This is a genomic window from Rhodoblastus acidophilus (assembly GCF_009720655.1).
Lineage (GTDB): Bacteria > Pseudomonadota > Alphaproteobacteria > Rhizobiales > Beijerinckiaceae > Rhodoblastus > Rhodoblastus acidophilus_A.
In genome coordinates this window covers 68,118-81,956 of sequence record NZ_WNKS01000005.1, presented here as the reverse complement: position 1 = coordinate 81,956, position 13,839 = coordinate 68,118, and the positions used below count along the sequence as shown (strand labels likewise).

The following is a 13,839-nucleotide window of genomic DNA, read 5'->3' as shown; positions in this document are numbered from 1 at the left end:
TACCTTTACCAGAAGAAGAGGCCGGCGGCGGAGCTGGGCCAACCCTGGAGCGCCACGCGGAACAGTCCGAACAGAGCGGCGAAAATGGCCGCGAAGATAAAACCGTCGAGCCGGTCCATCACCCCGCCGTGGCCGGGAATGAGCCGGCTGGAATCCTTGACGCCGGCGCGGCGTTTCAGCCAGGATTCGAAAAGGTCGCCGACCTGCGCCACCGCGCCGGCGGCGAGACCCAGCGCCAGCACGGGGAAGAAGGGCGCGCGGACATTGGGCCAGAGCGCGGCGGTCGCGGCGCCAAGAATCGCGCCGCAGCCGACGCCGACCAGAAAGCCGGACCAGGTTTTTCCCGGCGAAATGCTCGGCGCGAGTTTTTTGCCGCCGATCAGCCGGCCGCCGAAATAGGCGAACACGTCGGTGCCCCAGACCACCGCGAACAGCCAGCCGATGGCGCACATGCCGAAAAAGGCCGGCTGGCGCAGGGCGGTGACCGCCAAGAGCAGGCCGCCTGAATAGAACATCCCGGCGGCGGCGAGGAACCGATAGCCGACGCCAGCCGCCCAGGTGTTGAAGGCCGCGGCGAGGGCGAGGGCGAACAGCGCGAATTCGTATTGCCGCAGGCTTTGCAGGACCAGCGCCGCGATCAGCCCGAGCGCGCCGACGATGCGACGACTCCATGGCAGCGGGCCGCCGATCAGATCGGTCCATTCCCAGTGGGCGGCGAGCGCGGCGAGCAGCCAGAACAGGCCGAACGCCCAGCCGCCATACCAGAGCGCGGCGACCGCGGCGACGGCCAGAACCAGGGCGGAGACGGCGCGCAGGGCGAGGTCGGCGAAGCCGCCGGCCGACTTGAGGCCGAGGCGCGACAGAATGGGCGCGGGCGGAGCGGTCATGACGCGGTCATCACTTTGGGTTTTTCGGACTCCAGGACCCCGCCGAAGCGCCGCTCGCGGGCGCGAAACGTTTCGAGCGCCGCCTGGAACGCCTGGCGGTCGAAGTCGGGCCAGTAGATCGGCAGGAAGACCAGTTCGCTATAGGCCGACTGCCACATCAGGAAATTCGACAGGCGCATTTCGCCTGATGTCCGGATGATCAGGTCGGGGTCGGGGGCGAAGCGCGTGCCGAGCCGGCTGGCGAACAGGGTTTCGTCGATGTCGTCGGGCGAAATCTTTCCCGCCGCGACCTCGCGGGCGAGGTCGCGGGCGGCGGCGACGATTTCCTGGCGCGAGCCGTAGTTGAAGGCGACGATCAGGTCCAGCTTGGAATTGTGGCGCGTGCGCGCCTCCGCCTCGTCGAGCAGGGCGACGATGTCCGCCTTGAGATTGTCGCGGTCGCCGATCACCCGCACGCGGACCCCCTCCTGCTCCAGCGTGCGCAGGTCGGAGCGGATGAAGAATTTCAGCAGGCCCATCAGCTCGGTGATCTCCGCCGGCGGGCGGGACCAGTTTTCCGAGGAGAAACTGTAGACGGTGAGATAGCGCACGCCGAAGTCGGCGGCGGCGCGGACGGTGCGGCGCAAGGCCTCGACGCCGCGCCGGTGGCCCTCGAATCGCGGCAGGCCGCGCTGCGCCGCCCAGCGGCCGTTGCCGTCCATGATGACGCCCACGTGCAGCGGCGCGCGAAGATCGCGGGATGCGCCTTCGGCGAAAGATGCCTGCTTGTCCTTCATCCCGTTCCGTCCGAAGCCCAGCGTTCCGCCGCCCGCCGCGTGGTCAGCATAGCGGCCAAGGCCGCGACCCGGCAAGGCGCTAAACCTGCATGATTTCCTTTTCCTTGGTCGCCAGCGCGTGGTCGATGTCACCGATGGCGGCGTCGGTGGCCTTCTGCACCTCCGCCTCGTGGCGCTTCTCGTCGTCCTCGCTCATGGCCTTGTCCTTGACCAGTTTTTTGAGGACTTCCATGCCGTCGCGGCGCACATGGCGCACGGCGACGCGCGATTCTTCCGCATATTTGTGCGCGATCTTGGCCAGCTCCTTGCGGCGCTGCTCGTTCAGTTCGGGGATGCGGATGCGCAGGATCTGTCCCTCGGTGGTGGGCGACAGGCCCAGATTCGCGTCGCGAATCGCGCGGTCGACGGCGCCGACCATGTTCTTGTCCCACACCTGCACCGCGAGCGCGCGGGCTTCCGACACCGAGACGGTGGCGACCTGGTTGATCGGCATGGCCTGGCCATAGGCGACGACCATCACCGGCTCCAGCAGGGCCGCCGAGGCGCGTCCGGTGCGCAAGCCGCCGAGCTCGTGCTTCAGCGCGGCGATGGCGCCCTGCATGCGGCGCTTGATGTCGTCAAGGTCAAATTCGGCAGCCATTTCTTTCCCCTCTCGCCAAGCAGACGGGGACCTGTGTCCCTCGCGTCGAACTTGGGCTGAACTCACTCCGGCAGGACGTAGGTCGCCCTGCCTTTTCCCTCCAGCGCGGCGCGGATGGCGCCGGGTTCCGCAATGGAAAACACGATTATCGGAATCCTGTTCTCCCTCGCAAGGGCAAAAGCCGCCGTGTCCATCACCGCCAGATTTTTCGAAATGGCCTCGTCATGGGTCAGGCGGTCGTAACGCGTCGCCGACGGGTCCTTTTTCGGGTCGGCGGAGTAGATTCCGTCCACCTGCGTCGCCTTCATGATGGCGTCGCAGGACAGTTCGGCGCCGCGCAGCGCCGCGCCGGTGTCGGTGGTGAAGAAGGGATTGCCGGTGCCGCCGGCCAGCATCACGATCCGCCCCTTGGCGAGATGGTGCAGCGCGGCGTTGCGCGAATAGGGCTGACAGAGCGAGGGCATGGCGACGGCGGACAGCGCGCGGGCGTGGCGGCCGAGTTTTTCGACCGCATGCTCCATGGCGAGCGCGTTCATCACGGTGGCCAGCATGCCGATGGAATCGGCGCGCGCCCGCTCGATGCCCTTGTCGGCGCCCTGGATGCCGCGAAAGAAATTGCCGCCGCCAACAACGACGGCGATCTCCGCGCCGAGTTCGGCGGCGGAAACCAGATCGGCGGCGATGCGGTCGACGGTCGCCCCGTCGAGCCCGTGGGTCTGGCCGCCCTGCAACGCCTCTCCGGACAGTTTGACGACCACCCGTTTCCATTGCGGCGACTGCGAAGCCATCGAAATCCTCAAAAACCTGCGGCGCCCGGATGAGTCTCCAGGCGCCGCTTTCATAGGCTTCCGCGCTTTCCGGCGCAAGGCGAGCCCTCCAGCCGTGGTGTCCGGGGAAGCGGAGGCTCTGCAATCATGGGAAATCCGGATCGCCGGCGCGCGCGCCGGCGCGCGAAAAGCGATCGGCCGCCAGACGCGACTCTATCACGCAGGGGTGGGCGCGCTTCCCGGCGCGCCTATTCCGCCGCCACGCGCGCGCCGGGCAGGAACTGCGGCTCGGTGTTGGCTTCGACCTGCGCCCGCTCGCTTTCCAGGAGCTTCCAGTGGATCAGCTCCAGCGTCCCATCGAAATGTTCGGCGATGGCGGTGCAGGATTCGACGAAATCGCCCGTGTTCACATAGGTGACGCCGTCGATTTCGCGGATCGCGGCGTGATGGATGTGGCCGCAGACGATGCCGTCGACGCCGCGCCGGCGCGCTTCCGCCGCCAGGGTTTTCTCGAAATCGCCGATGAAATTGACGGCGTTCTTCACCTTGAGCTTGGCCCATTGCGAGAACGACCAATAGGGCAGGCCGAACTGGCGGCGCGCCCGGTTGAACCAGCAATTGACCCAGATGGCGAAATCGTAGGCCCAGTCGCCGAGATGGGCGAGCCAGCGGGCGTGGCGCACCACCACGTCGAACTGGTCGCCGTGCAAGATGAGCAAGGTTTTGCCGTCGGCGGTCTTGTGCAGCACATGGTCCTCGACCTCGACGCCGCCGAATTCCATGCCGACAAAATCGCGGGCGAATTCGTCGTGGTTGCCCGGCACGAACACGACGCGCGTCCCTTTGCGCACTTTGCGCAAAAATTTCTGCACCACGTCATTGTGGGCCTGCGGCCAGTACCAGCCGCTCTTCAGCCGCCAGCCGTCGACAATGTCGCCGACGAGAAAGAGTTCTTCCGACTCGTTGTGCTTGAAGAAATCCAGCAGAAGTTCGGCCTGGCAGCCGCGGGTGCCCAGGTGAATGTCCGAAAGGAACAGCGTGCGATAGCGCCGGGGCGCGACCTCGTCGTCGTTGCGGTTCACAATGGCGCTCATGATCTGGTCTTCCGCTGATGAACTCCCTTTTTGCTGCCAGTCTATTGTTGCGTCCCGATGACAAAGCTGGCACTCCACCGGCATGTTCACGGGAATTCTGCTGAAAACCCTGTCGACCCTGGCCTTCACCGCCATGGCGCTGGGGGTGCGCGCCGCCGCGCAGAACAATGTGCCGGTGGCGGAAATCGTCTTCTTCCGTTCGCTGATCGCGCTGCTCATCCTGTTCGTCTGGCTGGCGGCGAGCCGCGCCCTGTCCGGCGCGCTGGCGACGAAGCGGCCGCTCGGCCATCTGGGCCGCGGGCTGTCCGGCGTCGCCGGCATGTTTTCGAATTTTTCCGCGCTCGCGCTGCTGCCGCTTGCCGACGCCACCGCCTATTTCTACGCTTATCCGATCTTCGTCACCGTGATCGCCGGGGTTTTCCTGCGCGAGCGCCTGCATGTGTCGCGCTGGCTCGCGGTCTTGCTCGGCTTCGGCGGCGTGCTGGTCATGCTGTCGGAACATTTGGGCGCCGTTGGCGGTTCGGACGCTCGGTTCGGGGCGGGAGTCGCGCTGTTCGGCGCGCTCTGCGCGGCGCTGTCGATCGTGCAGACGCGCCGCCTCGCGCAAGTCGAAACCACCGGCGCCATCGTGTTCTACTTCACCTGTCTCTGCACACTGTTCGGCGGGAGTGTGCTGGCGCTGGCGCCCTTCGTTCCCGCGCTCGGCGCGCAGGCCTGGGTCACGCCGGACCAAAGCGCCTGGATGGGCGTGGTCGTGGCGGGGGCGGCGGGCGGCGTCGCGCAAATTCTCGCGACCTCGTCCTATCGCCACGCCGACGCCTCGCTGCTGGCGGCCTTCGATTATCTCGCCATGGTCTGGGCGCTGCTCGCCAGCTTCGCCTTCGACGGCGAATTCCCGTCCGTCCCGGTGCTGGTCGGCGTCGCCGCCATTTCGAGCGCCGGCTTGTTGGCGCTGAGCGAAAGGCGCTTCCAACGGTCACAAAAATTCGTTATATCAAACGAAATCGTTTAGAATTCCGAACGGACCCGTCCATGGGCGTCGAAGGCAGGGACAAACAGAAGGTCTTGGAGGCCGGCGCCCACGCGCTGGCCGGGCAGCTCGGCAAGACCGTGAATCGCTTGCGAAAAGCCTCCAACCTGTCGCTGTCGGAACTGTCCGAGCAGTCGGGGGTGGCTAAATCCATCATCAGCCAGATCGAGCGCAACGAGACCAATCCGACGCTCGTGACCCTGTGGCGATTGGCGCAGGCGCTCGACGTCTCCATCGAGCAGGTTTTGCGCGAGGACGAGGATTCGGCGTTCCTGGAGAAAATTTCGCGCAACGACACGCCGCTGCTGGTGTCCGACGACGGCAAGTGCCGGCTGGGCATCACCGGCTGGAGCAAGACCATCGACTGGCTGCAATGGTACGATTTTTCCGCCGAGCCGGGCGGGGTGCTGGAATCCGACGCCCACCAGCGCGGCGCGATGGAATCGCTCACCGTGCTTGAAGGCGAATTGCAGGTGGAATCCGGCGACGAAACCGAAACGGCCGTGGCGGGGGACACGCTTCGTTATCGCGCCGACCGTCCGCATGTGATCCGCAACACCGGAAAAATCCTGGCGCGCGCCCATATGATCTGCATCTTGCGCGCGGCTGCGATGGAGTGAGGCCGGTTTTCCGCTAAACGCCTCAATTCAGACAGAATTCTCCTGGATCGTGCTGAACTGTTGCAAATCTGCGACGCACAAGAGTCATGTGCGGGGTTGTCATGGGTGAGTCCATCGAGGCGGTGGCGGAGCAGGCGCTGACAAAATTGCTGTTCGCGCTCGAAGATCTGGAATGTCACGGATTGCAGACCCGCCAGCTGTCCGACGTCCGGGACAAGCTGGTTTCGGCCATCGAACACCTTGCGAAAGTCGCGCCGCGCTTCGATTTCGACCGGGAGGTCACATCCATCCGGCTCTCGAGCGTCAATCGGCGGTAGGACCGCACGTCTGTCGTTTAGGCTTCGCCCATCGCCTTGCGGGCGAAGGCCAGAACTCTTTGCTCAAGGTCCGGCAGGGTGCAATCCAGCCGCACCCAGGTGATGTCGCCGACCGGACGCTGCAATTGCGCCTCCAAAACCGCCTCGTCGGCGTCCGAAGACCCTTTTCGCCGGTCGCGCACCCGCTGTCGAAGGACGTCGGGCGGTCCTTCCAGCCATAATCCCAAAAACGGGACCCCGGCGTCGCGGGCGAGTTTCTCCACGGCCTGGCGCTCATCCGGCGCGCTGTACACGGCGTCGATCACCACCGCGCGCCCCTGGTTCAGCGCGTCCAGCGCCCGCGACAGCAGTCGCAGATAGACGGCGGCGGTGATGTTCATCGCATAGGCCTCGGGCGGCAGCCGGTCGGTTGGCAACAGCTTGTGCATCGCCTTTCGCGTGCGGTCCGAGTTCAGGCTGCGGGCGCCGGGCGGCGGGCCGATTTCGGCGGCGATTTTTCCCGCCAGCGTCGATTTGCCCGTGCCGCTCAGCCCGCCGATCACGATCAGCATTTTGCCATGCGGCTCCAGCAGCCCCTCCGCGAGCTTAAAATAGGCGCGCGCCTCGTCCTCGTGCTCCTTCACGCAGCCGCCGTGGCCGGTGCGCGCCTGGCCGCTGGCGATATGGGCGCGGATGGCGGCGCGCAGCGCCATGAAGAACGGCAGGGTGGCGTAGCCGTCGCGCACCTTCGCCGGCAGGTCGGGCAGGGTGCGGAAGAAGGCGCTGGCGTAGCGGTTGTAGAGCAGGTTGGCGAGGTCGCGCCGGCCGCACAGCCACAGGTCCATCAGCGTGAAGGCGACGTCGTAGAGCACGTCGATCCGGGCGAGCGCCTCGTCGAACTCGATGCAGTCGAACAGGGTGGGCTTGCCCTGGAACAGGCAGATGTTGCGAAGATAGAGATCGCCGTGGCACAGGCGGACAAAGCCGGTTTGCGCGCGCGCGTCGAGCAGGTCGGCGATCCGCGCCAGCTCGTCGCGGAATTTTTTCTCCAGGCGCGCCACGTCGGCCGGCGCGAACAGGTGGCAGCCCTCGAAACTCTTGTCGTTGAGGTCGAGCAAATGCGCCATGGCGGCGGCGCCCTCGGCATCGGGGAAACGCTCGGCCTTGGCGTGGAAGCGCGAAATGGTCTCGGCCAGCGCGTCGATGTGGATGCGCTTGAGGCGGTTCTCCCGCGCCATCACGTCGAACAGGTCGGCCTCGTCGAAGCGGCGCATGGTGACGATGCAATCGACGCGTTCGCCCGGCCCGTCGAAAGCGAGCGCGTCGCCGTCGCGGGTGACGGCGCGAACGCCGAGATAGAGGTCGGGCGCGGCGCGGGCGTTGAGGGCGACCTCGGCGCGGCAGGCCGCCTCGCGTTTCTCCGGGGTCGAAAAATCCAGATAGGGAAACAGCACGGCGCGCTTGAGCTTGAACACCAGGCCGCCGGCGAGCAGGACGATGGAGACATGGGTCTCCTTCACTTCGATCAGCGACGGATCAACCCCGGCCTCCCCGGCGAGCTTTCGCTTCAAGAACGCGATCGTGTCTTCCTGCGCCATGCCAGTCCTTGCTGTCGCGTTACGGCTCGATGATCGGCGCGGTCGGGCGGGTGCGGCGCAACACCAGATTGGCGGCAAGCGCTTGCGCCACCTGCGCCGCGACGCATTCGCCGCCGGTCTCCAACGGCAGAGGATTGTCGCCCTGGTCGGCGCGGCTTTTGGCGCGCGCGGCGACCTGGACCGCCTCGGCGCGGCGGATGTAGAACACGCCTTCCTTGGCCGCGACTTTGCGCGTCGCCTCCTGGATCGCGGCCTCTTCGGCGTCGTCGTGCAGGTAAGGGTTGGCCTCGAAGCCGACCAGCAGCACGTCGGCTCCCGCCTCCTTCACCCAGCGCACGCCGTCGGCGAGGTTCTGTTCGTAATCCCACGGCGCGACATGAGCCAAAATGTCGCCGCCTCCGACCTGCCAGATCAAGAGGTCCGGGCGTTGCAGCGCCATTTCGGTGCGGATGCGCTCCAGCGCGTTGGCGGCGGTCTCCCCGGACATCGGCCGGTTGACGACGATCACGTCGATTCCGGCGAGCGCCTTTTCCAGCAGGCTTTCGAGTGTCGCGGGATAGGAGCGGCGCGCGCTGCGCGAACCGCCCGCCGGGCCGCCGATGATCAGCAGCCGCAATTTTTTGTCGGCCCGCGCCAGCGCCGCCGTCACCTGGGGCAGGGGCGCGGGCGCGGCCAGAGATTCGCTCACCGGTTCGCAGCGGCTCGCATCCTGCGCGCCGACCGGCGCGCAGACGAGACAGGCCAGCAGCGTCAGTGCTCGGCCGGCGATGGAATGTGCGCCTTGGCGCGTCCGCCGTGCCTTTGCCGCCATTCCGTCACCCATGCCGTAAAGCCCAATCCAGCGGTTCCCACACCTAGCACGAGCCAGTCGATTTCCCAACGCCCGTTGAAGGCGTAACGCGCCACCTGTCCGCACAGGCTGAGCAGCGACGCCACGCAGAACACATTGAGCGAATTGCGGCCGAGCATCGAGAAATAGGACGCCAGCGGCGCCGCGTAGCGCTCGATATAGCTGAAGGCGCCGCCAAAGAAGCAGGCCAGGGCCAGGCAGTGGATTGCGCGCGCCGGCGACAGATAGGTCTTGTCGAAGACGAAGAACAGCTTGGGGTCGGGCACGAGCGTCGGATCGGGCGTGAAATCGCCGAGCGCGATGGAAGCGCCGATCAGGGTCTCAATTCCCGCAAGCACGAAAAGCACTCTTTTCGTCCGGGGCGACAGTTTCGCGTAAAAACCGTTGGGACCGGCGAGCAGGAAGCCGAGGATGAAGATGAACTGCCAGGCCGAGGGCGAGAAGAACCAGTTGCCCTCCACCGGCCAGGTCGGCAGGTTGAAGCCGGTGGCGACCGTGTAGAGATAGAGCCCCAGCGAAATCGGCAACAGCGCCCAGGGCGTGAGCCGATGGATCACGACAATGGTCGGCCCGCAGGCCATCAGCACCACATAGAGCGGCAGGATGTTGAAATAGCCGAGCTGGTAGCGCAGCAGGACCAGGCCGATATGGGCCTCGACCGGATTGTCGAAGGCGGCGGCGGCATTGTGCCATTGCAGGATGTAGGGCTGCTCCAGCGTGATCGCCGCGCCCGCGAGTATGGCGAGCGCGAGGAAGGAAATGATCAGCTGGGCGTAATAAATGGTGATCGCGCGCCCGGCGAGGCGATAGACCGCCGCCGCCAGCGGCTGCTTTGCAAGCGAGTCGACGACGAAGCGCAGCGAGAACCCGGCGAGGAACACGAAAAGTTCGGCGGAATCCGACAGCGAATATTCGCGCAGCGTGTAGCGCTCGAAAATGATGCCGGGAACGTGCGTGATGAAGATGGTGATAAGGGCGTAGCCGCGCCAGAAATCTATGGAATTCGGCGCCCGCATGCCATGCCTGCCGTTGTTCGGCGACCCCGGCTTGTCTTGGCCGGGGGCGCCGCGATTCGGATCGGAATGTTCGCTGTAGAGGTTTTGGCGTCAGACCGCAAAACTTGTTCCGCAGCCGCACGAGGCGGTCGCGTTGGGGTTCTCCACGCGAAACGACGAGCCCATGAGGTCGTCGACGAAATCGATCTTCGCCCCCTGCATGAAGTCGAGCGCGATCCGATCCACGGCGATGCGGGCCTCGCCCTCGCCGAGGATCAGGTCGTCGGCCTCGGCGGCTTGCGCGATGTCGAAATTGTACTGGAAGCCTGAACAGCCGCCGCCGGTGACGCTGATGCGCAGCCAGGAGCCCTCGGGCTCGTCGCGCAGGATTTCGGCGACGCGTTTTTTCGCCGCCTCGGTGGCGACGATCTCGCCCTGTTGCGCATCGGTCATGAAGGCTCTCCTGTGTCTGAAGGAGAGATAGTCCCGCGCGCCGCCGGGATCAATGCGTCGCGTCGATCCATTGCCGTTGCATGGCTTTCCGGAGACGGCCGGAGAGGCGCGGGCGAAAAACCGCGCCGATGGCATTCGCCGGCCGCGTCGCCAAGCAGGATTGCCGAAAAGTGGCCGCCGGTTTTCGCATAAGAATCCTGCGAAAGCAGAGGAACCTAAGCAAACATTCGTTGGGCGACCAACGAATGTTTGCTTAGAGTGACGCCAACGATTGATCGGAACCCCCTCTTGTCCATTCCCACCTTCGCGCTCGCTCCCTTCGCCCAGGACTGGCGCGCCAGCCGGGGGCGGTTGTTCGCCGAACCGCCGTCGCCGACGCGCGGAAATTTTCAGCGCGACCGCGACCGCATCATCCATTCCACCGCCTTCCGCCGCCTCGCCCACAAGACGCAGGTGTTCATCACGCTGGAAGGCGACCATTTTCGCACCCGCCTCACTCATACGATGGAGGTGGCGCAGATCGCCCGCGCCCTGGCGCGCGGCTTGAGGCTCGACGAGGACCTCGCCGAAGCCACTGCGCTCGGCCACGACCTGGGCCACGCCTGTTTTGGTCATGCCGGCGAGGAAGTGCTGGACGACTGCATGAAGCCTTACGGCGGCTTCGACCACAATGCGCAAACCCTGCGGATCGTCACCAAGCTGGAGCGGCGCTACGCCGAATGGGACGGCCTCAATCTCTGCGCCGAGACGCTGGAGGGGCTGGTCAAGCACAACGGGCCGCTGTTGCGCCCGGACGGCGCGCCGGCGCCGCGTTACGAAAAGGCGGGGATCAGCCGCTATCTTCTCGAGTTCAACGGCGCCTTCGACATGCGGCTGACCGAGCACGCCAGCGCGGAGGCGCAATGCGCGGCGCTCGCCGACGACATCGCCTACAACGCCCATGACATCGACGACGGCTTGCGCGCCAACCTGTTCGCGCCGGACGATCTGCGCGACGTTCCGTTCACCCGCGCGCTGCTGGAGGAGATCGACGCGCGCCATCCCGGCCTGGAGCCGCAGCGGCTGATCCACGAATTGACGCGGCGGGTGATCACCCGGCTGGTCGAGGACGTTTTCGCGGAGAGCGCGGCGCGGCTCGACGCGCTGAAACCCGTGAGCCCGCGCGCCATCGCGCTGGCGGGCGCGCCGGTGATCGCCTTCTCGGCGGAAAAGTGGGCCGATTTGAAAATTTTGCGCGAATTCCTGTTCACGCGCATGTACCGCCACAGCGCGGTGCTGCCGGTGTGGCGGCACGCGCAAAAGGTGGTCGGCGGCCTGTTCGCGCATTTCCGCGCCGAACCCGGGGACATGTCCGAGCCCTGGGCAAGTCAGGCGCGCGCGCGCGATGAGGCGGGCAGGGCGCGGATTGTCGCGGATTACATCGCGGGCATGACCGATGTTTACGCCGTCGGGCAGGCGCGCCGGCTGCTCAAGGGCGGCGCGGGCCCGGACTGACGTTCGCATTGATCGCCCCCCGAAAATGAGGCACAAGCCGGGAGCATTCTTGGGGGTTGGAACATGGACAAGGTTTTACGCGTCGGCATTGCCGGTCTGGGAACGGTGGGGGCGTCGGTGACGCGCCTGCTGCACGCCCAAGCGCAGGACCTTGCCGCCCGCACAGGCCGCGCCATAAAGGTCACCGGCGTCTCCGCGCGCGACCCCCACCGCGACCGCGGCGTCGATCTCTCCGGCGTGGCGTTTTTCTCGGACCCGGCGGCGCTGGCGCAATCCGACTCCATCGATCTTTTTGTCGAGCTGATCGGCGGCGACGAGGGCGCGGCGCGCAAAAGCGTCACGGCGGCGCTCACGGCGGGAAAATCGGTGGTCACCGCCAACAAGGCCTTGCTCGCCAAACACGGGCTGGAGCTGGCGGCGCTGGCGGAAAACACGCGTGCGGCGCTGGCCTTCGAGGCGTCCGTGGCAGGCGGCATTCCCATCGTCAAGACGCTGCGCGAAGGCCTCGCCGGCAACAGCATCGCCCGCGTCTATGGCATTTTGAACGGCACCTGCAATTACATCCTGTCGCGCATGGAGCTGGAGGGCTTGAGCTTCGCCGAATGCCTCGCCGATGCGCAAAAGCTCGGCTATGCCGAGGCCGACCCGACGTTTGATATCGGCGGTTTTGACACCGCCCACAAGCTCGCCATTTTGGCGTCGCTGGCCTTTGGCGTGAAACTCGACGCCGAAAACATCTCCATCGAGGGCATCCAGGACATTTCGCTCGCCGATCTTAAGGCGGCGGAGGAGCTTGGGTTCCGCGTCAAACTGTTGGGCGTGGCGCAGCGCACGCCTCATGGCGTCGAGCAACGGGTGCATCCGACCATGGTGCCGCTGTCCTCGCCCATCGCCCAGGTGATGGGGGTGACCAATGCGGTGACGGTCGACGCCGACGCGGTCAACGAACTCACCTTGGTCGGCCCCGGCGCCGGCGGCATGGCCACGGCCTCGGCTGTCGTCGCCGATATCGCCGACATCGCGCGCGGAATTCGCAGCGCGCCGTTCGGCCTGCCGGTCGGCCATCTTGCGAGCGCCGAAAAGTCGCCGATGCAGCGCCACGAGGGCGGCTATTACATCCGGCTGGCGGCGCGCAACCACATTGGCGCGGCGGCGGCCATCGCCCAGCGCATGGCGGATCGCGGGATTTCGCTGGAAAGCATCGTGCAGCGCCGGCCCGGCGAGGACGACAGCGTCGTTCCCGTGGTGCTCGTCACCTACGCGACCACGGAGGTGAGCATCCGCGAGGCGCTGGCGGCGATCGTCGCCGACGGCCATATCGCGGAAAAGCCGCAGGTCATCCGCATCGAGCGCGAGTGAGGCGTCGCGCGGCCTGCGGGCCGCGCGTTCAGTTTCGCCGATGATCTTTCAAAAACTTGTCGGCGACCTCGCTGAGGTTCAGCTCGAGGTGATTGGTGCAGTAATTCGAGAGCCAGCGCACGACCTCCTCCTCGTCCAGATTCTTCATCGGGTCGATTTTCGGCAGATTCAACGCGGCGGATGAGAGATAGCCGAGCTGCCATTGCAAGGCTTTTTCGTAGGACGGTTTGTCCTTCTCCTTCCACTCCACCAGATTGGCGCAGTCGGCTTTGGCGCCGATGCCGTTGACCTTGACCCATTGGCCGGCGGTCGCGGCCGGCGCTGTCGCCAGGAGAAGGACGGGGATCATGGCCCGGATCAATGGCGTTCGCATGAAATGACTCCGTGAAAAACCGCCGGCATGGACGATTCGCGCCGCCGCCTGCCGGAAAGGCGTTTCATAGCATCGCCGTGGCCGCGGCCGTTTGATCCGCGTCAACGGCTGCGCTTGGGCGGCGGCAGGGTGCGGCGCCCACTCTGCGGGCAGGCAGGGAGTGGGAATTACGGCGCGTCGCGCTTCGCCCATAAAACTTCGCGCGCCCGCCACAGGGACGCGCGCAGGGCGACGAGGTCGACCGGCTTGATGAAGACATCGTGGATCTCAAGCCGGGTCTCGCGCGCGACTTGCAATGTGTCTTGCAGCGGGCGGCCGGACGCGCCTGTGACGAGCAGCACCTGCGCCTGCGGACAATGGTCCGCGATGAGATGAAGCACGTCGGCGCCCAGACCGTCGCCCAGGCCAAGATCGACGGTAACGCAATCGATCGGGGCTCCGGTTTGGGCGGCGCGCGCGAGAACAGCCTCCGCCGCCGCCACGGAATCGGCCTCCGTGACCTGATGGTTAACCTGGGCCGCGATTTTTGCGACGAGGCGGCGCTGGATGAGGTCGTCGTCGACCACCAGCAGGCGGGTGAGACAGGCGGGGGTGCGGTCGGTCATGA

At 66.1% G+C, this 13,839-nt stretch carries 16 protein-coding genes; 5 read left to right on the top strand and 11 right to left on the bottom strand.

What is annotated here, in order from left to right; all coding sequences use genetic code 11:
- Positions 1-5: 5 nt before the first annotated feature.
- The 5 genes from GJ654_RS07965 to GJ654_RS07945 form a co-directional block, all read right to left on the bottom strand.
- Positions 6-887: a phosphatidate cytidylyltransferase gene (locus GJ654_RS07965; RefSeq protein ID WP_155445621.1), complete on the bottom strand. Its 882-nt coding sequence runs from the start codon at positions 885-887 to the stop codon at positions 6-8.
- The gene (locus GJ654_RS07960) at positions 884-1,663 is read right to left on the bottom strand and encodes an isoprenyl transferase (protein WP_155445620.1); all 780 of its coding nucleotides are present in this window, start codon (positions 1,661-1,663) and stop codon (positions 884-886) included. Before GJ654_RS07960 ends, GJ654_RS07965 begins: the two co-directional genes overlap by 4 nt.
- Before the next feature lie 79 nt (positions 1,664-1,742).
- Positions 1,743-2,303: a ribosome recycling factor gene (gene frr, locus GJ654_RS07955; protein WP_155445619.1), complete on the bottom strand. Its 561-nt coding sequence runs from the start codon at positions 2,301-2,303 to the stop codon at positions 1,743-1,745.
- A 62-nt stretch (positions 2,304-2,365) separates the two neighbouring features.
- Positions 2,366-3,091 carry a UMP kinase gene (gene pyrH, locus GJ654_RS07950; RefSeq protein ID WP_196305471.1) on the bottom strand — a complete coding sequence of 242 codons (726 nt, stop codon included), beginning with the start codon at positions 3,089-3,091 and terminating at the stop codon, positions 2,366-2,368.
- A 227-nt stretch (positions 3,092-3,318) separates the two neighbouring features.
- Positions 3,319-4,164 carry a UDP-2,3-diacylglucosamine diphosphatase gene (locus GJ654_RS07945; protein WP_155445617.1) on the bottom strand — a complete coding sequence of 282 codons (846 nt, stop codon included), beginning with the start codon at positions 4,162-4,164 and terminating at the stop codon, positions 3,319-3,321.
- An 82-nt stretch (positions 4,165-4,246) separates the two neighbouring features.
- Between GJ654_RS07945 and GJ654_RS07940 the strand changes: the two genes are divergently transcribed.
- From GJ654_RS07940 to GJ654_RS07930, 3 genes are all read left to right on the top strand, one after another.
- On the top strand, positions 4,247-5,176 hold the full coding sequence (locus GJ654_RS07940; protein WP_155445616.1) for a DMT family transporter: 930 nt from the start codon (positions 4,247-4,249) through the stop codon (positions 5,174-5,176).
- A 20-nt stretch (positions 5,177-5,196) separates the two neighbouring features.
- Positions 5,197-5,814, top strand: a complete 618-nt coding sequence (locus GJ654_RS07935; protein WP_155445615.1) for a helix-turn-helix domain-containing protein — start codon at positions 5,197-5,199, stop codon at positions 5,812-5,814.
- Positions 5,815-5,915: 101 nt separating this feature from the next.
- Positions 5,916-6,131, top strand: coding sequence for a hypothetical protein (locus tag GJ654_RS07930; protein WP_155445614.1), 216 nt, complete (start codon positions 5,916-5,918; stop codon positions 6,129-6,131).
- 17 nt (positions 6,132-6,148) lie between these two features.
- Here GJ654_RS07930 and GJ654_RS07925 read toward each other — a convergent pair whose 3' ends face one another.
- The 4 genes from GJ654_RS07925 to GJ654_RS07910 all read right to left on the bottom strand — a co-directional run bounded on the left by GJ654_RS07925 (position 6,149) and on the right by GJ654_RS07910 (position 10,006).
- Positions 6,149-7,708: an AAA family ATPase gene (locus GJ654_RS07925; protein WP_155445613.1), complete on the bottom strand. Its 1,560-nt coding sequence runs from the start codon at positions 7,706-7,708 to the stop codon at positions 6,149-6,151.
- A gap of 19 nt (positions 7,709-7,727) precedes the next feature.
- Entirely contained in the window at positions 7,728-8,396 is a 669-nt protein-coding gene (locus GJ654_RS07920; RefSeq protein ID WP_196305470.1) for a GDSL-type esterase/lipase family protein, read from the bottom strand.
- A 62-nt stretch (positions 8,397-8,458) separates the two neighbouring features.
- Entirely contained in the window at positions 8,459-9,574 is a 1,116-nt protein-coding gene (locus GJ654_RS07915) for an OpgC family protein (RefSeq protein ID WP_155445611.1), read from the bottom strand.
- 90 nt (positions 9,575-9,664) lie between these two features.
- A complete protein-coding gene (locus GJ654_RS07910; protein ID WP_155445610.1) occupies positions 9,665-10,006 on the bottom strand; it encodes a HesB/IscA family protein in 342 nt (113 codons plus the stop codon).
- Between the two features lie 288 nt (positions 10,007-10,294).
- Here GJ654_RS07910 and GJ654_RS07905 point away from each other — a divergent pair, with 288 nt between their 5' ends.
- Complete coding sequence (locus tag GJ654_RS07905; protein ID WP_155445609.1) at positions 10,295-11,500, top strand: deoxyguanosinetriphosphate triphosphohydrolase; 1,206 nt, start codon at positions 10,295-10,297, stop codon at positions 11,498-11,500.
- A 63-nt stretch (positions 11,501-11,563) separates the two neighbouring features.
- Positions 11,564-12,859 carry a homoserine dehydrogenase gene (locus tag GJ654_RS07900; protein ID WP_155445608.1) on the top strand — a complete coding sequence of 432 codons (1,296 nt, stop codon included), beginning with the start codon at positions 11,564-11,566 and terminating at the stop codon, positions 12,857-12,859.
- A 28-nt stretch (positions 12,860-12,887) separates the two neighbouring features.
- Here GJ654_RS07900 and GJ654_RS07895 read toward each other — a convergent pair whose 3' ends face one another.
- On the bottom strand, positions 12,888-13,232 hold the full coding sequence (locus GJ654_RS07895) for a hypothetical protein (protein WP_155445607.1): 345 nt from the start codon (positions 13,230-13,232) through the stop codon (positions 12,888-12,890).
- Between the two features lie 167 nt (positions 13,233-13,399).
- Complete coding sequence (locus tag GJ654_RS07890) at positions 13,400-13,837, bottom strand: response regulator (protein ID WP_155445606.1); 438 nt, start codon at positions 13,835-13,837, stop codon at positions 13,400-13,402.
- Positions 13,838-13,839 lie beyond the last annotated feature (2 nt).